The organism is Parafilimonas sp. (assembly GCF_051953455.1).
GTDB lineage: Bacteria > Bacteroidota > Bacteroidia > Chitinophagales > Chitinophagaceae > Parafilimonas.
The window spans coordinates 148,379-174,224 of record NZ_JBQCIT010000055.1 but is presented as its reverse complement, the minus strand read 5'-3'; the positions used below and the strand labels follow the sequence as shown (position 1 = coordinate 174,224).

At 39.4% G+C, this 25,846-nt stretch carries 20 protein-coding genes and 1 riboswitch; of the genes, 11 read left to right on the top strand and 9 right to left on the bottom strand.

Going from position 1 to position 25,846, the window contains the following annotated elements; translation table 11 throughout:
- Positions 1-47: 47 nt before the first annotated feature.
- Positions 48-1,568: a glucose-6-phosphate dehydrogenase gene (zwf, locus tag ACTHN6_RS20035; RefSeq protein WP_440437560.1), complete on the bottom strand. Its 1,521-nt coding sequence runs from the start codon at positions 1,566-1,568 to the stop codon at positions 48-50.
- A 98-nt stretch (positions 1,569-1,666) separates the two neighbouring features.
- Positions 1,667-3,142 (bottom strand): NADP-dependent phosphogluconate dehydrogenase, encoded by a 1,476-nt coding sequence (gene gndA / locus ACTHN6_RS20030; protein WP_440437559.1) that lies wholly within the window; start codon positions 3,140-3,142, stop codon positions 1,667-1,669.
- Positions 3,143-3,259: 117 nt separating this feature from the next.
- On the opposite strand from gndA, the gene ACTHN6_RS20025 reads away from it, so the two are divergent.
- From ACTHN6_RS20025 to ACTHN6_RS20015, 3 genes are all read left to right on the top strand, one after another.
- The gene (locus tag ACTHN6_RS20025; RefSeq protein ID WP_440437558.1) at positions 3,260-4,294 is read left to right on the top strand and encodes a 2-oxoacid:ferredoxin oxidoreductase subunit beta; all 1,035 of its coding nucleotides are present in this window, start codon (positions 3,260-3,262) and stop codon (positions 4,292-4,294) included.
- A gap of 127 nt (positions 4,295-4,421) precedes the next feature.
- A complete protein-coding gene (locus ACTHN6_RS20020) occupies positions 4,422-6,473 on the top strand; it encodes a putative porin (protein WP_440437557.1) in 2,052 nt (683 codons plus the stop codon).
- A 212-nt stretch (positions 6,474-6,685) separates the two neighbouring features.
- Complete coding sequence (locus ACTHN6_RS20015) at positions 6,686-9,136, top strand: outer membrane beta-barrel protein (RefSeq protein WP_440437556.1); 2,451 nt, start codon at positions 6,686-6,688, stop codon at positions 9,134-9,136.
- 82 nt (positions 9,137-9,218) lie between these two features.
- On the opposite strand, the gene ACTHN6_RS20010 is transcribed toward ACTHN6_RS20015, so the two are convergent.
- The 3 genes from ACTHN6_RS20010 to ACTHN6_RS20000 are packed head-to-tail and all read right to left on the bottom strand — an operon-like array spanning position 9,219 to position 11,671.
- Positions 9,219-9,977, bottom strand: coding sequence for a sulfotransferase (locus tag ACTHN6_RS20010; protein ID WP_440437555.1), 759 nt, complete (start codon positions 9,975-9,977; stop codon positions 9,219-9,221).
- Positions 9,978-10,015: 38 nt separating this feature from the next.
- Positions 10,016-10,777, bottom strand: coding sequence for a sulfotransferase (locus tag ACTHN6_RS20005; protein WP_440437554.1), 762 nt, complete (start codon positions 10,775-10,777; stop codon positions 10,016-10,018).
- Positions 10,778-11,671: a sulfotransferase gene (locus ACTHN6_RS20000; RefSeq protein ID WP_440437553.1), complete on the bottom strand. Its 894-nt coding sequence runs from the start codon at positions 11,669-11,671 to the stop codon at positions 10,778-10,780.
- A 78-nt stretch (positions 11,672-11,749) separates the two neighbouring features.
- Between ACTHN6_RS20000 and ACTHN6_RS19995 the strand changes: the two genes are divergently transcribed.
- The 6 genes from ACTHN6_RS19995 (at position 11,750) to ACTHN6_RS19970 (ending at position 17,963) form a co-directional block, all read left to right on the top strand.
- A complete protein-coding gene (locus ACTHN6_RS19995; protein WP_440437552.1) occupies positions 11,750-12,514 on the top strand; it encodes an ABC transporter ATP-binding protein in 765 nt (254 codons plus the stop codon).
- A gap of 130 nt (positions 12,515-12,644) precedes the next feature.
- Positions 12,645-13,382 (top strand): ParA family protein, encoded by a 738-nt coding sequence (locus tag ACTHN6_RS19990; RefSeq protein WP_440437551.1) that lies wholly within the window; start codon positions 12,645-12,647, stop codon positions 13,380-13,382.
- Between the two features lie 99 nt (positions 13,383-13,481).
- Positions 13,482-14,210: an esterase family protein gene (locus tag ACTHN6_RS19985; RefSeq protein WP_440437550.1), complete on the top strand. Its 729-nt coding sequence runs from the start codon at positions 13,482-13,484 to the stop codon at positions 14,208-14,210.
- A 48-nt stretch (positions 14,211-14,258) separates the two neighbouring features.
- Positions 14,259-16,754 carry an AsmA family protein gene (locus ACTHN6_RS19980; protein WP_440437549.1) on the top strand — a complete coding sequence of 832 codons (2,496 nt, stop codon included), beginning with the start codon at positions 14,259-14,261 and terminating at the stop codon, positions 16,752-16,754.
- A 12-nt stretch (positions 16,755-16,766) separates the two neighbouring features.
- Positions 16,767-17,210 (top strand): nucleoside deaminase, encoded by a 444-nt coding sequence (locus ACTHN6_RS19975; protein ID WP_440437548.1) that lies wholly within the window; start codon positions 16,767-16,769, stop codon positions 17,208-17,210.
- A gap of 150 nt (positions 17,211-17,360) precedes the next feature.
- Positions 17,361-17,963: a superoxide dismutase gene (locus tag ACTHN6_RS19970; protein WP_440437547.1), complete on the top strand. Its 603-nt coding sequence runs from the start codon at positions 17,361-17,363 to the stop codon at positions 17,961-17,963.
- Between the two features lie 200 nt (positions 17,964-18,163).
- Here the strand turns inward: ACTHN6_RS19970 and ACTHN6_RS19965 are convergent, their stop codons facing one another.
- Together ACTHN6_RS19965 and ACTHN6_RS19960 are read right to left on the bottom strand one after the other, a co-directional pair.
- The gene (locus ACTHN6_RS19965) at positions 18,164-18,880 is read right to left on the bottom strand and encodes a YqjF family protein (RefSeq protein WP_440437546.1); all 717 of its coding nucleotides are present in this window, start codon (positions 18,878-18,880) and stop codon (positions 18,164-18,166) included.
- A 10-nt stretch (positions 18,881-18,890) separates the two neighbouring features.
- The gene (locus ACTHN6_RS19960; protein ID WP_440437545.1) at positions 18,891-20,204 is read right to left on the bottom strand and encodes a Gfo/Idh/MocA family protein; all 1,314 of its coding nucleotides are present in this window, start codon (positions 20,202-20,204) and stop codon (positions 18,891-18,893) included.
- A 422-nt stretch (positions 20,205-20,626) separates the two neighbouring features.
- Between ACTHN6_RS19960 and topA the strand changes: the two genes are divergently transcribed.
- On the top strand, positions 20,627-22,966 hold the full coding sequence (gene topA / locus ACTHN6_RS19955; RefSeq protein WP_440437544.1) for a type I DNA topoisomerase: 2,340 nt from the start codon (positions 20,627-20,629) through the stop codon (positions 22,964-22,966).
- Between the two features lie 13 nt (positions 22,967-22,979).
- Here topA and ACTHN6_RS19950 read toward each other — a convergent pair whose 3' ends face one another.
- Positions 22,980-24,071, bottom strand: a complete 1,092-nt coding sequence (locus ACTHN6_RS19950) for an acyl-CoA dehydrogenase family protein (protein WP_440437543.1) — start codon at positions 24,069-24,071, stop codon at positions 22,980-22,982.
- A complete protein-coding gene (gene pnuC / locus ACTHN6_RS19945) occupies positions 24,052-24,666 on the bottom strand; it encodes a nicotinamide riboside transporter PnuC (protein ID WP_440437542.1) in 615 nt (204 codons plus the stop codon). Before pnuC ends, ACTHN6_RS19950 begins: the two co-directional genes overlap by 20 nt.
- A 30-nt stretch (positions 24,667-24,696) precedes the next feature.
- A riboswitch (TPP riboswitch) is annotated at positions 24,697-24,806 on the bottom strand.
- A 159-nt stretch (positions 24,807-24,965) separates the two neighbouring features.
- Between pnuC and ACTHN6_RS19940 the strand changes: the two genes are divergently transcribed.
- Entirely contained in the window at positions 24,966-25,838 is an 873-nt protein-coding gene (locus ACTHN6_RS19940) for a transglutaminase family protein (protein WP_440437541.1), read from the top strand.
- Positions 25,839-25,846 lie beyond the last annotated feature (8 nt).

Below are 25,846 nucleotides of genomic sequence, written 5' to 3'. Positions count from 1 at the left end.
GGTTTTTATATCATTTAATGTCCATTTATCCTGTCAGGACAGTACAACTATTCACTTTTTGACGGCAGGTTTATCCAGTTATGGCCATCCCGTGCAATTAATGCCTCCGCATCTTCAGGGCCCCAGCTATCAGGCGCATAATTAGGAAAATCAATTGGCGGGCGTTGTTCCCATGCTTCAATAATCGGCATTACCACTTCCCATGCAGCTTCCACCTGGTCGGCACGCATAAATTGTGCGGGGTTGCCTTCCATTACATCCAGCAATAATGTTTCATAAGCTTCCGGTTCATGTTCATCGGGATAAGCTTCTGCATAACTGAAGATCATATCAACAGGGCTTAACGACATGGTTTGTCCCGGCCGTTTTGCCTGGAAGCGAAGGCGTATATCCATTTCAGGCTGAATGCTAATGGTTAAGCGGTTAGGCCGCCATGTTTCTGCTGCTTCTGCCGGAAAAGCATAATGCGGTGCCGGCCTGAATTGTATAGTAATAACAGATGTTTTTTGATGCAGGTATTTGCCGGTACGCACATAAAACGGGATGCGGTGCCAGCGCCAGTTGTCGATATAGAACTTAACCGCCGCATACGTTTCCACATTTGATTGCGGGTTAACTTTTTCTTCCTGTCGGTAGCCTTTTACTTTTTTCCCTTTTAACCATCCGTCGCCGTATTGCCCGCGCACCGCATAGTTTTGAACTTCGGCGCGGTCAAATTTGCGGATGGCATTTAATACGGCCACTTTTTTATTACGTATCTCGTTGGCTTCAAAATTCACCGGCGGTTCCATAGCCACCATGCATAAGAGTTGCAGGATGTGGTTTTGAACCATATCCCTTAAAGCGCCGCTTTGTTCATAATAACCACCGCGCTCTTCCACGCCCACCGTTTCTGCAACGGTTATCTGAACATGGTCAATATAATTGCGGTTCCAGATAGGCTCAAACATGGCATTGGCAAAACGCAAAGCCAATATGTTCTGAACAGTTTCTTTACCAAGATAATGGTCGATGCGATAAATCTGGTCTTCATCAAATAAGGATGTGAGCAGCTTGTTTAACTCCTTCGCACTTTTCAAATCGTGGCCGAATGGTTTTTCCACCACGATGCGTGTAGTTTGTGTATCGCTGCAAAGTTTTATGGTTGACAATTTCTGAGCAATGTCAGGAACCAGTTGCGGTGCAACTGCCAGGTAAAAAATTACGTTGGGATTAACGCCCCAGTCTTTTTCATATTCTTTAACGCGGTCAGACAGCAGTTTGTAAGATGCTTCATCTTCTGCATCCATAGGCATATAGCTGATGCGTTGTGAAAAATCTTTCCATATACCGTTCTTTTCTTTGCGGCGGCTGAATTCCTGTATGCCTTTGGACAAATGCTCCCTGAATTTATCATCGGAATACTGTGTTCTGCCCAGGCCAACGATGGCAAATTTTTCCGGCATCCAGCCATCAATAAAAAGATTATATAAAGCCGGAGTAAGCTTACGCTGGTTTAAATCGCCGCTTCCTCCAAAAATAAATATTACCGAAGCTTTTGGTTTCCTGTTGTTATTATTTGAAGCCATGTATTATTGTTTTTCCTGTATTTCCTGAAAGGATTTCAAGTTATAAATGTTGTTTGTATTTTAAATATTTTCAATAACACCTGTTCTTAAACTGTTATTTAAGCGGTTGGTGTTTGAGCATTTTCTGTTGTAGCATGATGCTTATCAGCCTGCACCACTTCTTCATTCCACTCTGTATGAAAGATGCCTTCCTTATCAATGCGCTGGTACGTGTGTGCACCAAAGAAATCCCGTTGTGCCTGGATTAAATTCGTGGGCATATTGGCGGAGCAATAAGCATCAAAATAGCCGATCGTACTGGTTAAAGCCGTAACCGGAATTTTGTTTTGCATTGCCAGCTTAGCCACAGCCCTTGCATTTTTTTCGGCTTTCTTCACAAGTCTTGCAATGATTTTATTTAACAAGATGTTAGAAAGCGTTTTATCTTTTTTGTACACTTTATAAAACACTTCCAGCAGCGATGAACGAATGATGCACCCGCCGCGCCATATTTTCACTACATCTGCTAAAGGAATATCCATATCTAATTCTGTTGAAGCTTTATGCAGCATGTTTAATCCCTGGGCATAAGCAATAAGCGTGGAGAAATACAAAGCATCTTTTATCTTTTTTATTTCGGTTTCCTTATTGCCTTTGAAAGGTTTTATTGTGGTTTGATATAACGCAGCAGCAGCAAGCCTTTCTTCTTTATAATCAGAAATAATGCGCATGGCAACAGCAATATCAATTGTAGGCACAGAAACTGGCAGGTCCATGGAATCCTGTGAAGTCCATTTGCCGGTGCCTTTTGAACCCGCTTCATCTAAAATAATATCTACAATCTCTTTTCCTGTGTCTTCGTCTTTACGCAGCAATATTTTACCGGTAATTTCAATAAGAAAAGATTCCAGTTCTTCTTCATTCCACTTTTTAAACACTTCTGCCAGCTCAGTATTGCTTAAGCCAAGCACACGTTTCATTAAATCATAAGCTTCACTTATTAATTGCATAATGGCGTATTCAATGCCATTGTGCACCATTTTTACATAGTGGCCGGCGGCATCTTTGCCCATATATGCCACGCAGGGTTCATTATTAACTTTGGCGGAAACAGCTTCCAGCACGGGCTGCACCCGTTTCCAGGCAGCAAAATCGCCGCCGGGCATAATGCTCGGGCCTTTGCGGGCGCCCTCTTCGCCGCCGCTTACGCCCATGCCCATAAAATGAATGCCTTTATCTTTTAATTCTTCAAGCCTTCTTAAAGTATCAACATAGTGCGAGTTACCGCCATCGATTATAATATCTCCCTTATCAACAAGCGGCAATAGATTTTGAATTACAGCGTCAACGGGTTTGCCGGCCGGCACCAGCATCATTATCCTGCGGGGCTTATCTAAAAGGTTAACCATTTCCTCCAAAGTATTCACACCTTTTACTGTGGTGCCCGGCGTAGCTTCTTCTTCCAGTTTTTTTGCTTTGGCAGCATCAAGGTCAAAACCGATGGCTTTATAACCTTTATCCGCCATATTCAGTAAAAAATTGCTTCCCATTACACCAAGGCCTATCATCCCAAAATCATAGAATGTATCTTCCATAAGCTTTTTTGTGGAGGGCGCAAGATAAGAAATAGTCTATTGTTAACTGTCAACCGCGTGTCAGGAACTATAACCTGTTGACTATTTTAACTACCTTTGCGCCCGAAATTTAATGATATGAGCGATGTAGCGAACGGTTTGCCCGCTTTAACTGCGAAAGATTTTGCAACTGACCAGGAAGTACGCTGGTGCCCGGGCTGTGGTGATTATTCTATTTTGGCACAGGTGCAGAAAGTAATGCCAACCATTGGTGTTCCCAAAGAAAACATTGTTATTATAAGCGGAATTGGCTGCAGCAGCCGTTTTCCTTATTACATGAATACGTATGGCATGCATTCCATTCATGGCCGCGCCACTGCCATTGCCAGCGGTTTAAAAGCCACAAGGCCGGAATTAAGCATCTGGATTGTTACCGGCGACGGCGACAGCCTGAGCATTGGCGGCAACCACACCATTCATTTGCTGCGCCGGAATTTTGATGTGAATATCCTGCTTTTCAATAACCAGATATATGGTTTAACGAAGGGACAATATTCGCCCACATCAGAAGCGCATAAGGTTACCAAAAGCACGCCGTTTGGAAGTATCGATCATCCGTTTAACCCGTCGGCACTAGCTATGGGCGCTGATGCAACTTTTATAGCCCGCAGCATGGACCGCGATCCGAAACACCTGCAGGAAATGCTTACGCGTTCTCATAAACATAAAGGCGCATCTTTTTTGGAAATATACCAGAACTGTAACATTTTTAATGACGGCGCTTTTGAAATATTCACCGAAAAATCAACCAAACCGAATGAAACGCTGTTCCTGGAACATGGCAAGCCTTTACTGTTTGGCCCAACCAAAAACAAGGGTATTAAACTCGATGGCTTTAAGCCGGTGGTTGTAGAAATTGGCGTGGATGCATCTGTTGATGATATTTGGGTGCATGATGAATTTGATTTTTATAAAGCCCAGATATTAATCCGTATGTTTGATGACCCTCGTCTTGAGAATCATCTGCCCCGCCCGTTTGGCGTGTTTTATGAAACTGAACGCGCCTGCTATGAAGATATTTTAAACCTGCAGGTGGAAGAAACCATTGCTGCAAAGGGCAAAGGTGATTTGGACAGGCTGTTAAGGGGAAGAGAAGTATGGGAGATAAATTAGGGCTGATAAGAATTCAAGTATTTACAGAACCCGAAAGCAAACTAATATTGTACTGATAGTATAATTACCACATCAAATTACCTTTTCATTCACAGCTTTCAGATTACTTTGCATCTTTGCCTGAACGATGTATCAGAATAAAGTAAAACGCCTTCTTTTATTGGTATTGTTAATAACGCTTTCTGCAATTGCGCATGGACAGGTAACGCAGGATACAAGCCGTTATCGATACGACAGCCAGGGCAGGATAACCGGCAAAAAAGATACTACCAATCAAACCTTACAGCACCGTGATCAATATGAAGATTCCATTACCCTTTCATTTCATTACTGGGATTCTACCCGCAACAATAAAATAGATTCTTCTATTGATGATTTTTATACGCGGTTTCCCGTTTCATGGAAGTATTACGACATGGGCAATTTTGGAAGCGCCGCTAAATCTTATATTTTTCAGCCTTTAATGAGGCCGGGGTTCGATGCCGGTTTTCATGCGTATGACGTATATATGTACACGCCGGAAAACACGCGGTTTTTTCAAACCACGCGGCCATATTCAGAAACGGCTTATTTATTGGGAAGCCGGTCCGAACAAATGATTAACCTGTTTCATACGCAAAACCGTAAAAGCAATTTTAACATAGGATTGGATTTCAGGGTTATCAATTCGCCGGGCACCTATAGAAACCAAAGCACCAACATAAGCAATACACGTGTTAACACTTTTTTTCAAACAAGCAATAAGCGTTATACTAATAATATAATTTTCATTGCCAATAAAATTCTTTCTTCTGAAAATGGCGGTCTTCAGCCCAATCAGAATGTTGACAGCCTTTTCATGAATAATCCTACCAGCGCTCTAACGAAGCTGGGCTCGGCTTTGCTTACAACACGCAGTATTTTCGGCGTAACCATTGGCATAGGCACACAGTACAACGATCTTACATTCGTATTACGGCATAGTTATGATTTTGGCCAGAAAGATTCCATTGTAACAGATTCTTCCACCATTAAATTGTTTTACCCGCGCCTGCGTTTTCAGCATACACTGCAATATTCAAACAAACGATATGAATATCATGATAACGCGCTGGAACCTTCAGACTATTCAAATTTTATGCAGTACACTGTGTTTCCGTTTACCACGGATTCACTTAAATTCAACGATAGCTGGCAAACACTTATCAACGATCTTGCTATCATTTCTTATCCTCAAAAAAATAACCTGAACCAGTTTTTGAAGTTAAATGCAGGTTATGAAAATATAAAAGGTCAAACCTATCTTTCAACACAGTATAATAATATTTATACCGGTGCAGAATACCGTAACCGAACCCGCAACCAGTTATATGATATAGAAGCTGCGGGCAAATTATATGTAACGGGGCATTATGCAGGCGATTATTCGGCTTACATAAGTTTTATACGTTCACTCAGGAAAAATGTTGGTTCCATACAGGTGGGCTTTCAAAATGTAAACCGCACGCCTTCATTTATTATGAGTGAGTATAATACTTATGCTTCAGGCAACCGTTATTCACTCAGCTCATTTCCTTCATATCCCAGCGAGAGTTTTAAAAAAGAAAATATTACGCGGATATTTGCCGTAGTAAACGTGCCGCCTGCGGCTTTACAATTAACCGGCGACTATTACCTCGTAACCAACCTTGCATATTTCAGCGGTTTATACACGCCCGCCCAGGCTTCTTCTGTTTTTAATGTGCTGAATATTGGCGCCTATAAAAAGATTAAAGTGGCCAAACATTTAAGCTGGTACCTACAGGGTAATGTGCAGCAAATAGCGGGCAATGCACCGGTGAATGTGCCGCTGGTATTAGGCCGTACACGGTTTGCGTTTGAAGGCAATTTCTTCAAAAACCTCTTTCTTTCAACCGGTTTTGAAGTGAGGTATAACACGCCATATAAAGCAGATGATTATTCACCGCTAAACGGCCAGTTTGTTTACCAGGACACATTAACCATTACTAACCGGCCTGACGTGGATATTTATCTTAATATGCGCATAAAAGGTTTTAAAGGGTTTGTTCGGCTTGAAAATTTAAACACCGTTGATTTTGCCAATGGCTTTGCTTTCACCAAATATAATTACAGCGCGCCGGGTTATCCTGAAAGAGGTTTATGGTTGCGCATCGGCATATGGTGGAGCTTTGTTAATTAACCTATGTTAACATACCATTTACCGATTTTTTATTTTTTCGCCGACGCGCAGTTACTGCCCGCTACATAAAAATTACAATTCAACCGCTTTATTATTTGCTTCGCCGATTAACGATTGCCTGCATTTCCGTTCATAAGTTTCTTTGTGCCATTAATAAAACAAGTGTATGCAGTAACTGCTGCAATTATCAATTTTGAAAAATGAATAAACTTATGAAGAAGATTTTATCAATACTAAGTGCGCTTATACTTTTATCGCTAACCACGTTTGCACAAAATATTAAGGGTGTTGTAAAAGATGCTGACGGAAAAACATTATCCAATGCAAGCATCTCCTTATTGAATGCAAAAGATTCATCCGTTGTAAAAATTGCAGTTACCAATACTGCGGGACAATACCAGTTTCAGAATATTAAGGAAGGAAAATATCTGACCAACACAACTTTTATTGGTTATGCAGCCAGCTATTCGCCGGTATTTGAAGTGGCAGGCAGCGGTGATGTAAACCTTACTGCTGTTTCGCTTTCAAAAGCCAACAATGACCTGAAAGATGTTGTGGTTACTGCAAGAAAACCAATTGTAGAAGTAAAGGCAGATAAAACCATTTTGAATGTTGAAAACACCATTAATGCAACCGGCAGCGATGCTTTGGAACTGTTGCGCAAATCTCCTGGTGTAGTGGTGGATAAAGATGAAAATATAAGCCTTGCAGGCAAGAACGGCGTGCAGGTTTATATTGATGGTAAACCATCGCCGCTAACCGGTTCAGATCTTGCCAACTATTTGAAAACATTGCAGTCATCACAAATAGAATCAATTGAATTAATCACCAATCCATCCGCCAAATACGAAGCGGCAGGCAACGCGGGCATTATTAATATCCGCTTAAAAAAGAATAAATCTTTTGGTACCAATGGTTCTGTAAATGCCGGTTATAATATTGGTATTTATCCAAAATATAACGGCGGCATTTCTCTCAATCACCGTAATAAAAAAGTAAATCTTTTTGGTAATTATAATTATAACGACAACAGGAATGAAGGTTTCATGAACCTCTACCGCATTCAGCTGGATACGGTTTTTGACCAGCACTCAAAAATGCGTTTTGATAATAAAAGCCACAATTTTAAAGCAGGTATGGATTACTTCATCAACAACCGCAATACAGTTGGTGTAATGGTGAATGGCAATCTTGGAGATATAGATGTTTCAAACAAAAGCAATACAATAATATCTTATAAACCCACAGGTGATGTGAATAAGATTCTGAAGGCTGATAATGCAAGTGCCATGAAAAGAAACAACCTGAATGCTAATCTTAATTATCATTTTGCCGATACATCGGGGCATGAGTTAAATGTTGATGCTGATTATGGCTATTATGATCTTAAGAGCGATCAGTTTCAGCCGAATTATTATTACGATCCAAGCGGCACAGTGCTGCAAAATCAATACATATATAATATGATAGCGCCAACAAAGATTGATATCTATTCAGTAAAGGCTGATTATGAACAAAACTTTTTAAAAGGCAGGTTAGGTTATGGCGCTAAATTTTCTTACGTAAAATCGGTAAACAATTTTGAAAGGTATAATGTGTATTCAGATGACAAGTTTTTAGACACTTTGCGCAGCAACGATTTTAATTATAAAGAGAATGTAAATGCAGCCTATATTAATTATAACCGCCAGTTTAAAAATGGCATTATGATACAGGCAGGCCTGCGTGCAGAAAACACCAATTCAAAAGGCTTGTCTAACGGGTATAACTGGAACGGCGGCTACCAGCCTTACGATTCTTCTTTCAAAAGAAATTATACTGATTTGTTCCCAAGTGCAGCCATCACGTTCAATAAAAATCCAAAGAACCAGTGGAGCCTTGCTTACAGCAGGAGGATTGACAGGCCGGCTTACCAGGATTTGAATCCTTTTGAATTTAAACTGGATGAATATACTTATCAGAAAGGTAATACACAGTTGAGGCCGCAGTACACTAACAGTATCTCATTAACCAACACACTTTGGTACAGGTTAACAACCAAGTTAACGTACAGTCACGTTAATGATGTGTTTTCCCAAATTATAGATACGGCCGATAAATCAAAGGCATTTATTACAAAGAAAAATCTTGCAGATCAGGATTTGGTAAGCTTGAATATCAGTATGCCTTTTCAATATAAATGGTATAGCGTGTTTGCGAATGTGAATTCTTACTACTCTCATTACAAAGCCAATTTTGGTGCAGGCAGGAATATAGACCTTGATGTATTTGCTGTAAACGTATATGCACAGCAAACATTTAAAGTGGCAAAGGCAACAACGATTGAAGTAAGCGGCTTTTATACTTCGCCAACTATATGGCAGGGCACATTTAAAAGCGGTGCATTATGGAGTGTGGATGGCGGCATTCAGCAAACCTTTTTTAAAGGCAAGGCAACAGCAAAAGCAAGCGTGACGGATATATTTCAAACGCTCCGCTGGACTGGTAAAAGCGATTTTGCAGGTCAATACCTGAAAGTAAAAGGTGGCAATGAAAGCCGGCAATTAAGATTAAGCGTTACTTACCGTTTTGGCAGCAACCAGGTAAAAGCAGCGCGCCAGCGTAAAACAGGTGCAGAAGATGAAAGCAAACGTGTGGGCACGCAGGGCGGTGGATTAAATTAGTTTTCTCGTTTTTAGGTGATGAATAAATAAGCGGGCCTGGAATTCTTTCCGGGCCCTTTTTATGCCCGGATGTGCAAACGTTTTATGCTGTAAACTCGGCATAATTATTTTGCTTAAGCCACATTTCCACTTCGGTATAATTTTCAATCATATCCTGCAATGCATCAGGGTTCAATTTTTTGGCACCAGCAGTTACTGTAGTTTGGGAAACATGCAGGAACGATGCAATTTTATTCATAGTGGCATCCCATTCTGCAAAATCTTCATAGCGGATTTTTATATAATCCATATCGCTTACAATATTTTCCAGTTGTTTATTTTGCCGTATAATATCATTCATTTTTTGTTGCAAGGTATTTATATCAACATTCAGTTTCGCCATGCCGGAACGCTGTGCTTCATTATCATCCTGGTTATGGTATATGCCCGTGGCACGAGCCCGCAAATCGCTTAGTGCGTTGCGCAAAATATTTTCACGCAAAAGCAATATCACTTTAATATTATTCTTCTTCAGGTAATTTATTAAGCCCGGCATGTAAAGGGTTTGATAATACATAAGCTTAAAACCCCGCGCCTTAAAATTTTCATCTTTTTTATTCGTAAAGTATTTTTTCAGGAAAGATGGCAAACGCAGGTAAGTGACGGGGTAGTTAATTACATAATTTATTTTGTTAGGAAGGAAAGGAATTTTTAAAAACCTGAATTGATTAGGGCTGAAGTAATCGCGAAAGCTAAAATGAAATATTTCATCATCACAAAAAATTTCAGGATGCCTGTTAAGCGATTTGCTTAGCAAGGTAGAACCTGTTCGCGGTAAAGTGAAGATCACAAATTTTGTCATTTGCTGGTTTGGCGTTTGGTTATTTTAAGCAGTTATAATCAGTTTATAAAATGTGCGTATGTGCCTTTCATTATAGTTTCAACTTCTTCGTAATTTTCTACGCCGTCGCGCCAGTTGATTGCGCTTATCTTTCTTAACTGCGCCGGCATATTTATTTTTTCCACTTCAAGAAAATCAAAAACCTTATTCAGCATTTCCTGCCAGTGCTCAAATTCTTCATATGTAAGCACAATATGATTAAAGTTTTTGCCAAGTTTTAAAATATTACTGTTGATGGCCTCCAGTTCATCCACACGTTTTTTTAATTGCGCTGCATTTACATGCACTTTCTTTGCTGCAAGCGAAGCATCTTCACTCGAATGAAATACGCCAATCTTTCTTGCCCTGAAACTTGAAAGTGCTTCACGAAAAGTGTTTGTTCTTACAAGCACGATTACTTTCTTATCGTTTTGCAACAGGTATTTCCAAACAGTTGGAAAATCTGTAACATGCCTGTTCATTAATTTAAACCCGCGTAGCTGTTTTGTATCGCGGGTTTTGTAAAACCGGTTTATATGGGCAGCCCCGGTTAAATAGCCTTTTATATAATTGGTTAATGTAAACAGCGTTCTTGAAACCCCTTGTTTATTTTTTTTGCCAATGAATGGAAACTGCCATTCGGGATGGTAAGTTTCACCAGACGGATGAAAAATTTCTCCTGCGCAAAATATTTGCGGATGCTGATCCAGCGTTCTTGTAAGCACCGTGGAGCCGCTTCTTGGCGCTGTCAGGATAAAAAAATCTTTTTTGTCTTTCTCCATTTATAACGCATTAAAAACTTTGCCCAATGCGTTCAGCATGGCATGTTGTTTATAAAAATCTTTCCATGAATTATCGGCAGCGATTACCTTTCTTTCAAACCTGCCGGGCGTGCCTGCAATAGTATGATCGTTATTGAGTTCCATATACGCAGGCGCCTGGTAATTAACCAAACCAAACCTGGCGCAGATGTTATCTAATTGCTGCTGCGGCTTTTCGGCCAGCGCTTCATAACTTATTTTAATGACGTTTTCGGGCGCAGCATTTTTCATAACTGCATTACAAACTTTTTTATACCTGAAACTGTCAATTAAAGTTTCCAAAGGTTTTTTTTCAGAACGCTTGTTTTGTTTCCATCTTTTCAGTTTTGAAAAAGTAATGGCGCGCAAGTCTCTTGTAAGCCAGATAAGTTTCACATTAATGTCTGCGCATTTTGTAATGGCCAATGCCTGTATGGGATCTTTTGAAGAATCAACAATAAATTTTTTATCTGATGTATTACCTAAAGCTTTATAAATTTCATTCAGTGCCCAAACTGTTTGTTTATTCTTTTTTGTATTGATGAATTTTTGCAATATGCTTTTGCTATTGACAGATGTAAAAGATGAAAACAGTATTTTCATAGACTTATATGGCCATGTTATCTTGGTTTCAAAATTATCATCATAAATACCATTAAGCACTTTGCTCCAGAATTCGCATTGCATAACAGGTTTACCACAACTGCAGTTCCAGTTCCATAATTCGCCGGGCCCCTCTTTATAAATATGACCTTTCAGCATGGCCAGTTCGCCAACTGATAAAACTTCCCGTGACTTTGAAAGCATGTTTTCAAGCAGCGTAGAGCCGGAACGTCTGTCGGATATTATGTAAATAACAGTTAATTTTTCTTGCATGTAAAGGTGTTCAAAGATATTTGCTGCAAAATAAATAAGTATATAAATTTCTTTATAATACTTTCTTATATCATTTATATGCATCAGAAACCAATTATTTCAGTAAAAGAACTCGTTAAACATTATGGCGATTTTAAAGCAGTAAAAGGTATAAGCTTTGATGTGTATGAAGGTGAAATTTTTGGCCTGCTTGGTCCCAATGGTGCCGGAAAATCTACCACGCTTGAGATTATTGAAACGCTGCGTGAAAAAACAAGCGGTGAAATAATGGTGGGCGGCTTTAACCTTGATAACTCACCCAATGAAATAAAAAAACTGATTGGCGTTCAGTTGCAAAGCTCGGGTTATTATCCGGGCCTGAACCTCGTGGAACTTATCCAGCTTTTTGCAGGCTTATATAACGGTAAAGTAAACCCGATGGATTTGCTCGATACAGTAAATCTTCGTGATAAAGCCAAAGCAAAATTTAAGGAGCTGAGCGGCGGCCAGAAACAGCGATTCTCCATCGCGACCACATTAATTAACAGGCCAAAGATTATTTTTCTGGATGAGCCAACAACAGGCCTCGATCCACAGGCAAGGCGCAACCTCTGGGATTTGATAAAAGATATAAGAAGCAATGGCACCACGGTTATTATCACCACGCATTATATGGATGAAGCGGAGATTTTATGCGATCGTGTTGCTATTATTGATTCGGGCAAAATAATTGCGATGGCTTCGCCTGATAAATTGATAGATGATCTTGTTGAATCAGGCTTTGAAAAACCCAAAGAAGTAAAACAGGCTAACCTTGAAGATGTTTTTATTCATCTTACAGGAAAACAGTTGAGGGAAGAATAGCGGTATTTCCCTTAATCCCCTCCGGTGGAGAGGACTTTATACCACTTTACCTAAAATATTTTGAGGGCCCGAAAAACTTTTCCTTTGGGAAGGGTTTGGGATGGGCTGTTTTAATTTGTATTTTAGATGTATGACAGTCTTTGCTCTATACAATCTTAAAGGCGGCGTGGGCAAAACTGCCGCTGCTATAAACCTGGCCTATCTCGCCGCTGCTGATGGTTATAAAACACTGGTATGGGACCTTGATCCACAGGGCTCATCATCATTTTACATTAATGTTCAGGCAAACAATAAGAACGTGACAAAAAAATTGTTTGCAAACGAACTGGATGTAAAAGATGCCGTGCAGGATTCGACGTTTGAAAACCTTTGGATAATTCCGGCGGACATGTCTGCACGCAACATTGATACATTGCTCAGTGATATAAAACACAGTAAAAGAAAATTAAGATCGCTGCTGGCAAACCTTAAGGGATATGATATTGTAATACTCGATTGCCCACCCGGCATCTCTTTATTACACGAAAACATTTTTAACGCGGCGGATTATATTTTGATGCCGAATATCCCCACAACGCTTTCCATTAATTCCTTTGAAATGGTGAGCGCTTATTTTGATGATAACAGCCTTGATAAAAGCAGGTTAAAATGCTTCTTCAGCATGGTTGACCACAGGAAAAATTTGCATCATGAAGTGATGCAACAGTTTTACAGAGACAAACTGTTCTTTAAAAATTATATCCCTTATTTAAGCGATGTAGAAAAAATGGGCATTAACCAGCAGCCCCTATTTGAATATGCCAACAGCAGTTATGCAGCCCAATGCTACCGCGACTTATGGCACGAAGTGAAGAAGGTATGTTTATAATAAGTTCGCAGGCAGAAAATTTGTATTATAAATTTTCTTTCGAATATTCGGCTTTCTGACTTTCAGACCAATTGTATCTCACCTAAATTAAACCGTTATATGCAAAGAGAAATTACATCCTGGTATAGCCCCTCACTCAATAAAGAAATGCCAATAGTAACGTATGGCCATTACGGGTTTGCATTGTTATTGGTGCCAACTGCCGCCGCTGATTACCTCGAATATGAACGGTTTAAACTGATAGATGCATTGGCGCCTTTTATTGATGCCGGCAAACTAAAAGTTTATAGCATTAACAGCATTAATAATGAAAGCTGGCTGAATAATGAAATGTACCCGCCGCACAAAGCCATTCGCCAAAATGAGTTTAACTATTACGTACATAACGAAGTAATACCATTTATCCGCAACAGTTCAAGTAATGAAACGATGATTTATACATGCGGTGCATCATTTGGCGCATTGCATGCCATGAATTTATTTTTAAAGCGGCCCGATATTATTAACGGTGTTATAAGCATGAGCGGCGTGTATGATCTTACAGAATATTCAAAAGGATTCTGGGACGACCAGGTTTACTTTAACAGCCCCATACATTATATTCCCAATTTAACAGATGAATGGTACCTTAATAAAATACACGCCAGTCATCATATTCACATTTATACGGGTGGTGGCGCTTATGAAGATCCTGATGCCAACCGCAGGTTTTCACAAGTGCTTTGGGATAAAGGTATATGGCACGATTTCAGCATTTGGGAAGGATGGACGCACGACTGGCCCACATGGCTTAACATGCTTCCTTATATCATTCAAAATAAGTTTTAGTAAAAACGCTGTTGCAGAACAGCGTTTCTTGTGCAATACAGTTAAGCTATGGAGGAAGAAAAGAAGAAAAGCAGGTTTCATGTGCCCGGAAAATGGCGGCGGCGTTTTGTGCGTGTTGTTGCCGTAATACTTGGCTTATATGTTTTATTGCTGGTAAGCCTTAGCATTTATGTATCATCTTCAAAAGAAAGACTGCTTGGGTTTCTTAATGCAAAAATGAAAGAAACCATTTTGGGGGAATTAAAAATCAATAATGCCGACATAACTATATGGAGAACATTTCCCGATATTGGCATTACGCTTGAAAATGTAACGGTCAGCGATTCGTTTTATCACAGGCCTTTTATTAAAGCTGAACAAATTACCGCCAGGGCAGGCTTTATGGGGTTGCTTGGCAATAAATTAAAAATTGGCTCTGTAACGGTGAAAAATGCGGTGCTGCACAGTTTCACCGATGTAAATGGTTATTCAAACAACTACGTGCTGATGCCGCATAAAAAAGATACTGTGAGTACAGCGAGGAATAAAAAACTAATCGTTCTTAGAAATTTTAATCTTGAAAATGTAACCATTGTTTTGGAAGATGTTATACGTAAAAAAAGATATGCGGGAAGAATTGACGATGCAAATATTGACATGCGTTTAACAGGTTCAAAGTATCACATAACTTTTGATGAAGATTTAATGTTACGGGGGCTTGGTTTTAATTTGCCGCAGGGTTACTGGCTGGAAAATCAGCGCATACAGGCCAAATGGAAATTTGTATATGATACCAGCGGCGTGCTTACTATAAACAAATCCAAGGTTAAAATACAGGGCCAGCCCTTTCTTATTAAGGGCAAATTTGATTTCAAAAGAAAATCACAATTTCATATAGAGGCCTCAACGGAGGGTATTAAATATGCTTCGGCGCTAACAATTTTAAAGCCTAAAACAAGAACCAAATTAGGCAGCATAAATCTTACGGAGCCGGTGGATGTGAATGTATCGCTAACAGGGCCATTATCTAAAAAAGGTGACCCTGCTGTTAAGGTTAATTTTGTTACAACAGAAAATAATATTACAACGCCCGTTGTAAATTTAACAAGCTGCAGCTTTAAAGGAAATTATTCCAACCAGGTTAATCCAAGCATTGCACCAAATGATTCTAACTCCCAAATTATTGTTACCGGTTTTACGAGCAATTGGGGACAGATAAAAATGAACACACCCACAATTGCCATAACCAATTTATCAAACCCAACTATACAATTTGAATTTAATACGGCATGCACAATGGCCCAGTTAGATGAAACACTGTTATCTGAAACATTCGATTTTACCGAAGGCAGCGCCAAATTATACCTCGCTTATAACGGCTCTTTAATTCCCGACCCTTCTTTGCTAAACCAGTTGAATGCTAAAATCGAAATTGAGAATGGAACGATGGTATATGTGCCGAGAAATATTACTTTCTCCTCGTGCAACGGCGCTATCGCCATTGCGGGTAATACTTTGACGATGAATAACTTTAAATGCAATGTAAATGCCAGCCAGTTTACCGTAAATATTAAGGGCAGCAACTTAAACCGGTATTCAAAAAAGGAAGCCGGGAAGGCAAGCATGAACTGCAGTGTTTATTCTCCTTCTGTTGATCTGAATGATTTTAAAACTTTATTTGGCAACAAGGATGCTGCAAAAACAAAAAAGAAAGGTGGCGTTGGCTCTGTTATAACCTCAGTGGATGATGCGCTAGAAAACGGCGATATGCATGTAAACCTGAAGGCGGGCAAAGTTGCATTACATAATTTTAAAGCAACCAATGTAAATGCAAATATGTTGTTTGAAAACAACGACTGGGGCATTCAAAAAGCATCATTGCAGCACGCCGATGGTTCGTTTAATCTTTCTGCTAAAGTGCACCAGGTAAATAATAATTATCACCAGGCTGTGGTGAACGCAGATCTCAGTCATATTAATGTGAAGAAATTATTTTATGCATTTGACAATTTCGGACAAACGACCATTACTTCCGGTAATCTGCAGGGCATTATGAATGCCAAAACGAATTTAACCGTTGGTATCAATAACTCCGGCAAACTGCTTGCAAACACCCTGAACGGCAAACTCTATTTCTCTATAAAAAATGCAGCTTTAATAAATTTTAAACCGCTGCTTAATATTCAGCAATATGTTTTTAAAAACAGGGATTTGAATAATGTGCAGTTCGCAGAATTAAAAGATACTTTTGATATAAAAAATGGAGATATATACATACGGAGAATGCCCGTTCAATCGTCGGCAATTACCATGTATATCGAAGGTGTTTACAGTACGGCCAACCGTACCGATATTTTAATACAGGTTCCAATGTCATCCTTAACGAATAAGCCCGGCGATAAAGATTTTAAAAAGATAGACCGGGCAAAAATGGATGACCCCGGCAGAAGCATTAACTTAAGGGCAAGGGATGGGGACGACGGCCAGGTTAAAATAAGCCTTGACCTTTTCAATAAATATAAAAAGGAAAAGCGGCGTAAACAAAGAGAAAAAGATAAAGAATAGCAATTTGTATCAATGATATTGAATGATGAATACTATATGCAGCATGCGCTGCGCGAAGCAGAAAAAGCTTATGAAGAAGATGAAATTCCCATTGGTGCTGTAATTGTTATCAATCAAAAGATTATTGCAAGGGCGCATAATATGACGGAACAGCTGAATGATTCAACCGCGCATGCAGAAATACTGGCGCTTACTTCAGCTTATAATTTTCTAGGCACCAAATATTTACCCGATGCAACTTTATATGTAACAATTGAACCTTGTTTAATGTGCACGGGCGCTTTATACTGGAGTAAATTGCAACGCGTGGTTTGGGGTGCGGCTGATGAAAAGAATGGTCATCGCCGCGTAACATCGCCCAATTTTCCGTTTCATCCAAAAACCAAAATACGCAGTGGTGTTTTGGCGGAAGATTGCGCCTTGCTTATGAAAACTTTCTTTCAGCAAAAGCGCTGAAAAGCTTAATAAAGCAAGGCTTATTTTCGATATAAGAAAGAATTAACCTGTTTTTGCCAGCCTCGCATTAAATTTGTTGTCCTTTATAAACAATAATTGTATTTCTGTAAAAGCAGAAATCTACAATCAGAAATCTAAAATTTTATAACTATGGCATTCACATTACCTCCGCTGCCGTATGCATACAATGCATTAGAGCCGCACATCGATGAGCAAACAATGAAGATTCACCACGACAAACATCACCAGGCGTACGTAGATAACCTTAATAAAGCAATTGCCGGAACGGAACATGAAAATAAATCACTTGAAGACCTGATTGCTAATGCCGGTAAAATTTCACCCGCTGTTCGCAACAATGGCGGCGGCCACTGGAATCACACTTTCTTCTGGGATATTTTATCTGCTGATAGCGGTGCACCTTCGGGCAGTTTGGCTGAGGCTATTAACAGCACTTTTGGTTCTTTTGATGAATTTAAAACAAAGTTTAATACTGCAGGCGCCACCCGTTTTGGAAGTGGCTGGGCCTGGCTTATTGTAAAAGATGGTAAGCTTGAAGTTACTTCAACGCCTAACCAGGATAACCCGTTAATGGATGTGGCTGAAGTAAAGGGCACACCCATTCTTGGTGTTGATGTTTGGGAGCACGCTTATTATTTAAAATATCAAAACAAACGCCCTGATTATTTAGCTGCGATCTGGAATGTTATCAACTGGAAAAAAGTGCAGGAAAATTTTGATAAGGCTAAATAATATATAAGTACTTATATAATTTTAAAAAGCTTCGCATGAGCGAAGCTTTTTTATTTTGTTGTTACCGCATTGATATTTAATGGCAGCCCATGTTCCTGTCCCGGTTTTTCGGACTAAACTGCTTTAAATGATGAGCGGCCGAACCTGCACCATCACTGCATTCTGAGCAGCAAAAAGCACCGCTTTCTACAGTTTATTAATTAAAAAAGCTTCTCACCTTTTAATACTTTTATAGCAGAACCTTCTGCAAGAAATACAGATTCAGGTGGATGGTTTAACGTTTCATAAAATGCCTGTCCATACAATTCTTTTGCACTGCAAATAATATCATAAGACTTTACTTTATGCACCTTCCACTTTGGATGCTGAACTTCGTAAGCACCGGCGCATGTTTTATTAATGCAGGTATAGCCCCAATAATGTTCGGTAATAAATTCTTCAGCCGAATTTTCAGTAATGATTTCGGACTCGCCTGATGCAATACAATTTATATGATTCCATTGTTTGCCAACTTTCCATTCATATCCAATACTTAAATCATCATTATTCCTGCTCCATGTGTGTTTTGTTGGAAGCGTACTATAATTTTCTCCATATAAAGTATTTGCCACAAAACTTATCATGCGCTTTGATACAATTTCTTTTATAAACACAACGCCGCGCCTCCGTTCATTGTTTTGTTTATAGCGGACATAAAAACGCAGGTTTATTTCTTCAAAGCTTGTATGAAAAGGAAATGATATTCCCATCACTCTCACGTCCTGGAACATAAAGCCAACAAGACTTACAAAATACTTTCCGTTAAATGTATCAAGTTCAGTTTTATAAGGAAGATATGGATGCAGCAATAACGGGTCAATTCTATAATTTGCCATTACAAGGTTTCGCCATGCCGCAGTAAGAAATGTTTTCTGCATGATACTACGATTATATAACAGGCTTCCAGCCTTTTTCATATTCCCTTTGCCATAACTTCATGGCTTCAGTATTATTAAGAATATGGCCATTGGAAGGGTCACAATGCAATACACCACCGGTACGCTGTGCAATATTTGCCAAATGGCAAAGCAACACAGATTTGCTGCCTTCATCAACAGGCGAATTGAGCTTTGCTTCTCCCCTAACCGTATCAACAAAATTTTGAAAATGATATAAATCAAGATTGCCCGTTGAGCTTACAAGATTATTGGCTTCTGCAGCAACATCTGTTTTACCTTCTTTTACCAGTTTATTTTTTGTATCGAATATTTTATAACCGCCGCCACCATCATTCACCAATGTTCCGCCATCACCATAAATAATAAAGCCGCGGCTTTCACCTTCAACAGGATAGTTATTACAACTGCGGCTTTCCCATGTTATTGCTTTTTCATCGCCAAATTCAAATGAGGCTACCTGCGTGTCAGTCGTTTCCCAATCATCTTTAAATGCATAACGGCCTCCGCCGGATGTAACTTTTGTAGGATAATCAAGTTCTAAAAACCAGCGACAGCAATCAATTTCATGCGTACCATTATTGCAGGCTTCGCCCGTGCCCCAGTTCCAGAACCAATGCCAGTTATAATGCACTATGTTATCTTTAAATTGTTTGCGCGGCGCAGGCCCCTGCCATAAATCCCAATCCAGTGTTGAAGGCACAGGAATAACTTTTCCAACACCAATAGACGCACGGTTATTGGCGTACCATGCTTTTGCGAAATATGCCTTACCGATAATACCTTCTTGTATAAGCTTTGCCGCTTCTATCAATGTAGGCATAGAGCGGCGCTGGTTGCCCATCTGGATATGTTTGCCATATTTTGAATATGCCTGTGATATCAGCTCGCCTTCATGCGGGTTTTGGCCACAAGGTTTTTCAACATACACATGTTTACCATTTTGTACGCCTAAAATTGCCGCCGGCGTATGCCAGTGATCGGGTGCAGCTACTGCCAGCGCATCAAAATCATTTTGCTTAAGCAGCTTCCTGATATCTTTTATAACAGTGGGTTTGCGCGGTGCATCTTTTAACGCATCAAGGCCGTTTTTAATGGCGCCATCTTCCACATCACATATATAAGCCACTTCAACATTAGGCAATGAAGCAAACGATTTTGCAAGATAACTGCCCCGGCTGTTAACGCCCATTACGGCTAAAACAACTTTATTACTGGGTGCATTTTTTCCAAATACCGGGAAGTTTAAAATAGTAATTCCTGCAGCAGCGGCAGATGTGTTTTTGATAAATTTTCTTCTGTTCATAATTGCAAGCTTATGCGCTAAAGATAATGAACAGTTGATAGATGGCAAGAAGAGGATCGGTTGATAAGTGATTAGTAATGCGTGGTTTGAAATGTAATATTCAATACTCCATGTTCAATATACAATGCTCAACCTGCAATGGTTTTATAATTGAACAGGCGTATTGTTTTGTTGAATATTGAACATTTTTCTAAAAACAATTTAATAAATGAAACTTGCAGCCAGAAATCGCTCTTTAAAAACCGGTTTTAACTCAATGTTTCATGCCTTTAATTTGTTTGTTTTAATATTGCACCGTTTCAGGCCAATGCAGAAAACATCCTCAGAATAATAAAAAAATGAAATTCATAATGCATCTGTCAGGCCCTGAATGAATAAAAGACTGTAGCGTTAGGTTGCTGGTCAACAAAAAATAAAAGTGAATGGCAAAGAATTTATTGATAGTGGAAAGTCCGGCAAAGGCCAAAACCATTGAAAAATACCTTGGCAGCGATTTCGAGGTAAAGAGCTCATATGGGCATATCCGTGACCTTGAAAAAGATGACATGGGTATTGATATAAAACATAATTATTCCCCCCGTTATATTATTCCGGAAGACAAACAAAAAGTTGTAAAGGAATTAAAATCTGTTGCAAAAAAAGCCGGTGAAGTTTGGCTGGCAACGGATGAGGACCGTGAAGGGGAAGCGATAAGCTGGCATTTATGCGAAGTACTTGGACTGGATCCTGTAAAAACAAAGCGCATCGTTTTTCATGAAATAACAAAACCCGCCATTCAAAGGGCGGTGCAGCATCCGCGCACGGTGGATATGAATTTAGTGGATGCGCAACAGGCAAGAAGAATTTTAGACCGCATTGTTGGTTTTGAAATAAGCCCTGTATTATGGCGCAAAATGAGTATGCGCAATTCTTTAAGCGCGGGCCGTGTACAAAGTGTGGCCGTGCGTTTAATTGCTGAAAGGGAAAGGGAAATAAATGCTTTTGAACCGGTAAGCAGCTTTAAAATTGAAGCTGTTTTTAGCGGGCAGGATATCAATAATAAAAATGTAAGTTTTAAAGCTGAAGGCAGCCGCCAGAAAAATGCAGAAGATGCTGAAACGTTTTTGCAAAGCTGTGTAGGCGCCAATTATAAGGTAAGTGATATACAGGTGAAGCCCGCAAAAAAATCTCCCGCGGCGCCATTCACCACATCCACTCTGCAACAGGAAGCAAGCCGTAAACTGGGTTACAGCGTGAGCAAAACAATGCTGCTCGCCCAAAAACTATATGAAAGCGGTAATATTACTTATATGCGTACGGACAGTGTGAATTTAAGTGACACTGCATTGAATGATATTCATTCAAACATCAGCAAACAATATGGCGATAAATATTTGCAACCACGCAAATTCAGGAATAAGAATGAAAGTGCGCAGGAAGCGCATGAGGCGATCAGGCCGACCTATATGGAAAATACAAGTGTTGACGATAGTGATACAAAACGTTTGTATGAATTAATATGGAAGCGCACTATCGCCAGCCAGATGAGTGATGCCGAACTTGAAAAAACAACAGCAAAGATTGCTATATCAACCAATAACCAGGAATTGTCGGCGCAAGGTGAAGTGTTGAAATTTGACGGCTTTCTTAAAGTTTACATGGAAGACAAGGATGAAGAAGATGTAACGGAAGAAGATGCGGAAGGCATGTTGCCGCAACTTAGCGTGGGCCAGTCGTTAACGCTTAATCAAATGCAGGCCATTGAACGTTTTACAAGGCCAGCACCAAGATATACGGAGGCTTCGCTTGTAAAGAAGCTGGAAGAGCTGGGCATTGGCCGGCCTTCTACTTATGCGCCCACAATATCAACTATCTTAAAACGCGGTTATGTGGAGAAGCGCGACAAAGAAGGCGTTTTGAGGAATTACCGTGTATTGGTTTTAAAGCAGGATAATATCAGCAAGAAAACAGAAAGTGAAACCACCGGCGCAGAACGTTCTAAATTATTTCCCACTGATCTTGGTTTGGTAATAACAGATTTTTTGGTGGAGTATTTTTCTGACATAATGGATTACGGCTTTACTGCAAAGTTGGAAGATGAGTTTGATGAAATTGCAGAAGGTAAAAAGCAATGGGAAAAAACTATTGATGGCTTTTATAAACCATTTAAAAAAGATGTTGAACACACACTTGAAAATGCAGAACGCATAAAAGGTGAAAGAGAATTAGGCGTGGATGAAGCATCCGGAAAAAAAGTGGTTGCACGTATGGGGCGTTATGGGCCAATGGTACAGATTGGCGATGTGAACGATGAAGATAAACCTCGCTTTGCAAAACTAAAGCCCACGCAAAGTATTGAAACCATCAGCTTTGATGAAGCGATGGAGTTATTCAAGCTACCTAGAAATTTAGGACAGTTTGAAAATGAAGATGTAACGGTAAACATCGGCAGGTTTGGGCCTTTTGTTGCGCACAATAAAAAATTCTATTCTTTAAGTAAGGAGTACGATCCTTACAGTATAACACTGGAAGAAGCCATTCCTATTATAAAAGAGAAGCGGCAGGCAAAAGAAGAACGTACGATAAAGGTTTTTGAAAAAGAAAAGATACAGGTGCTGCGTGGCCCTTACGGTCCTTATTTAAAAGTGGGATTGCGTAATTATAAGCTTACCAAAGAGCAGCAGGAACGCGCCGCAGATTTAACGGTTGAAGAAGCCAAAAAGATTATTGAAGAATTAAAAGCTAACCCGCCAAAGAAATCTGCGAGAAAAAAGAAGAAATAGTTTTACGGTCATTCTATCCGGTATAATTCAGCAAACTGTGCTGGCTTGCCGTAAATACATCCCTGAAGATTCTTTCTATTTCTGTTTTACCGTTTATTGCAGATAACCCGCAATAAGGATAAACAGCGGCAACGCGGGCCCGGCATTCTTTTACAAGCCGGGCGCTTAGGTTACTAATATTATTTAGCGTTTTTACCGGGATATTTTTCTTTATCAAAAGCTCATTCCACGCAGTTGCAGCAGTTTCATAGAATTTTGTGCGAAGCATTTCAATCTTGTTGCTGGCATCTCCAATTAATTTATTTGAATAATCATACTGCCTTATTGTAATCTTTTTTAATTGCCGTCTTTTATTTATGACGGCATTTGCTTCTTCTAACAAATGACTTGTCATTCCAAGCGTATTTACGGCAAGCGTTAATTCTGCGAACTGCAAAAAAGGGAATAGAAAAACAGCATCGTTATGTGTGACTGTTTCAGCATTAATAATAAATGATCTTTCATTCGGCACATATAAATTTTCAACAGAAAAACTATGGCCTGCCGTTGCTTTAAGGCCGGGCGTATGCCAGTCTTCAATAACCTTTACTTCACTTCTTTTAAAAAAAAATGATTGAATTAAGTGCTGATTATTTTTATCCAATACCGGCTTACCATCTTTATCAATAATGCAATTAGCAGTAAAATGTGTAAGATGCGGTGCTCCGGTTGCATATTTCCAATAACCGTTTATTATATAACCATCATCTGTAATAGCTGCCTTGCCGGTTGCAGCACCACTGCCGCCAAAGCAAACTTTTTGTTTGCTGAATATTTGTTTTGCTATTTTTTTATCAATATAACCAACAAATAAATTGGCGCCGGCACATAAGGTAACCGTCCAGCCAAGACTGCCATCAATATATGCAAGCTGCTCTTCCAAAAGCAAAGCATCGGGCAAACTCAATTCAAGGCCGCCATATTCTTTCGAAACAAAAATTTTAAACCATTCATATTTATAAATAAGGCTTAATTGTTCCGGCTGCAATGCACTTTTTTTATCTGCAACAGCAGCATACTTTCTTAACGCTGCGATTGTTTTTTTATCAAATGCTTTGTTCTTCATTGATTATCTTTTTCCATTTAAAATATCCTTGTATGGCAATTACAAAAAGAAAAACCGTAAGCAATGCATAAAGCGGTAATTCTTTATAAAACAAAAGTGGTATGGCAAAGACATTGCTTATATTAAGCCATATCCAGTTTTCAAGCTTTCGTTTTGCAAGCAGCCACATGCCTGCCCATGCTGTAGCACTTACCCACGCATCAAATAAAGGTACCTGTGAATCGGTAAAATTTTTAAGGATGAGATAAAGGAAGATGAATGCTGCTATAACAATAGCGACTGTTATTTTTTTATCTTTTGCATTTGATGTTGTAACAGGCAACGGCGGTTTATCTTTCCTGTAAATCCATAGCCACCAGCCCCAGGTACTCATAATGAGATAATAAATATTTAAAGCACTTTCAGCATATAAGCCAACCGTGTAAAAAAGATAAATAGTAATTATTACAGAAATAATACCCGCAGGATACAACCATATTTTATTAGCTTTTGCAAACAAAACTTCAGCTACGCCAAAACCAACACCCAGCCATTCAAGCCAGCCTGTTTGTTTTATCTGCTCCCACAAAATATTAAGCCATTGAATTAAATTCATACATCTGTTTGGTTATACAGGAATGCATACAATAACAGACGATTCTATTCCCTGCGCCGGCATTACCCGTATCAGGTTCAATGGGTATAATCTCAGCCTGTAATTATCCGGTTAAACCGAAGGCACCCCGTAGTGATGAGGCACGAATATAAATGATAAACAGAATGGCCCGGCATACAATTTTTTCAATCCGCAAACTGTTATATTATATAAGAAGAATATTGTTTTTTAATTTATACACAGATGTTATTTATTTTATCTTTAAATTAAAGTTAGCGATGTTAGTTTGTGCCTGATTTATGCATCAAAACGCTGAAATATCTGCATTGCTCACATTGATTGATGATCCCGATGAAGAAGTTTTTTCTACGGTGAGCACACGCATTGTACATTATGGAAAAGGTATTATACCCAATCTTGAAAATCTTTGGGAAAATACATTAAGTGAGGCTGTGCAGGAACGTATTGAAATGATTATTCATAAGCTGCACTACTCAGACCTTGTACGTGATTTAACCGAATGGCGTGATAGCGCGTATCATGATCTTCTGTTTGGTGCATTGCTGGTTGCACGCTTTCAATATCCGGATCTTCAAACTTCACCTGTGATCCAGGAGATAGAAAAAATAAGGCGCAATGTATGGCTTGAATTGAATAGTTTTCTCACGCCGCTGGAGCAGGCCAATGTAATTTCAAGCATCGTTTATAATTATTATAACCTGAAAGGCGCAGAAATTGCCTATAAAAATCCCGACGATTTCTTTATGCATAAAGTGTTGCAAACACGGAAAGGCAACACTCTTTCAAACGGCATATTATATCTTGTACTGGCCGAATTACTTGCTATTCCTGTAAAAGCCATTAATATCCCGCAACAGTTTGTACTTGCTTTTTTTAATGAAGATTATGATGCCGGCACTTACAATGGCAACCCGCAAAAGAAAATACATTTTTATGTAGACGCCACTTCCGGCCAGCCTTTTACGCACAAGGATATTGAGAACTATTTCAAGCGTATGAGTGTGCCGCCGGCACCTTCTTATTTTAAGCCTATGAATGCTGTTCGTGTAATACAGGTTTTACTTGAAGAACTGGCCCGTTGCTTTGATGAACCGGCCAAAATGTATAAACATAATGAGTTGCTTCAGCTCTCCGATTTGTTGTCTGAATAAAAGATAAG

Coding starts and splice junctions, on each gene's coding strand:
- zwf (WP_440437560.1), bottom strand. CDS start 1,568: ATGGCTTCAAATAATAACAACAGGAAACCAAAAGCTTCGGTAATATTT.
- gndA (WP_440437559.1), bottom strand. CDS start 3,142: ATGGAAGATACATTCTATGATTTTGGGATGATAGGCCTTGGTGTAATG.
- ACTHN6_RS20025 (WP_440437558.1), top strand. CDS start 3,260: ATGAGCGATGTAGCGAACGGTTTGCCCGCTTTAACTGCGAAAGATTTT.
- ACTHN6_RS20020 (WP_440437557.1), top strand. CDS start 4,422: ATGTATCAGAATAAAGTAAAACGCCTTCTTTTATTGGTATTGTTAATA.
- ACTHN6_RS20015 (WP_440437556.1), top strand. CDS start 6,686: ATGAAGAAGATTTTATCAATACTAAGTGCGCTTATACTTTTATCGCTA.
- ACTHN6_RS20010 (WP_440437555.1), bottom strand. CDS start 9,977: ATGACAAAATTTGTGATCTTCACTTTACCGCGAACAGGTTCTACCTTG.
- ACTHN6_RS20005 (WP_440437554.1), bottom strand. CDS start 10,777: ATGGAGAAAGACAAAAAAGATTTTTTTATCCTGACAGCGCCAAGAAGC.
- ACTHN6_RS20000 (WP_440437553.1), bottom strand. CDS start 11,671: ATGCAAGAAAAATTAACTGTTATTTACATAATATCCGACAGACGTTCC.
- ACTHN6_RS19995 (WP_440437552.1), top strand. CDS start 11,750: ATGCATCAGAAACCAATTATTTCAGTAAAAGAACTCGTTAAACATTAT.
- ACTHN6_RS19990 (WP_440437551.1), top strand. CDS start 12,645: ATGACAGTCTTTGCTCTATACAATCTTAAAGGCGGCGTGGGCAAAACT.
- ACTHN6_RS19985 (WP_440437550.1), top strand. CDS start 13,482: ATGCAAAGAGAAATTACATCCTGGTATAGCCCCTCACTCAATAAAGAA.
- ACTHN6_RS19980 (WP_440437549.1), top strand. CDS start 14,259: ATGGAGGAAGAAAAGAAGAAAAGCAGGTTTCATGTGCCCGGAAAATGG.
- ACTHN6_RS19975 (WP_440437548.1), top strand. CDS start 16,767: ATGATATTGAATGATGAATACTATATGCAGCATGCGCTGCGCGAAGCA.
- ACTHN6_RS19970 (WP_440437547.1), top strand. CDS start 17,361: ATGGCATTCACATTACCTCCGCTGCCGTATGCATACAATGCATTAGAG.
- ACTHN6_RS19965 (WP_440437546.1), bottom strand. CDS start 18,880: ATGCAGAAAACATTTCTTACTGCGGCATGGCGAAACCTTGTAATGGCA.
- ACTHN6_RS19960 (WP_440437545.1), bottom strand. CDS start 20,204: ATGAACAGAAGAAAATTTATCAAAAACACATCTGCCGCTGCTGCAGGA.
- topA (WP_440437544.1), top strand. CDS start 20,627: ATGGCAAAGAATTTATTGATAGTGGAAAGTCCGGCAAAGGCCAAAACC.
- ACTHN6_RS19950 (WP_440437543.1), bottom strand. CDS start 24,071: ATGAAGAACAAAGCATTTGATAAAAAAACAATCGCAGCGTTAAGAAAG.
- pnuC (WP_440437542.1), bottom strand. CDS start 24,666: ATGAATTTAATTCAATGGCTTAATATTTTGTGGGAGCAGATAAAACAA.
- ACTHN6_RS19940 (WP_440437541.1), top strand. CDS start 24,966: ATGCATCAAAACGCTGAAATATCTGCATTGCTCACATTGATTGATGAT.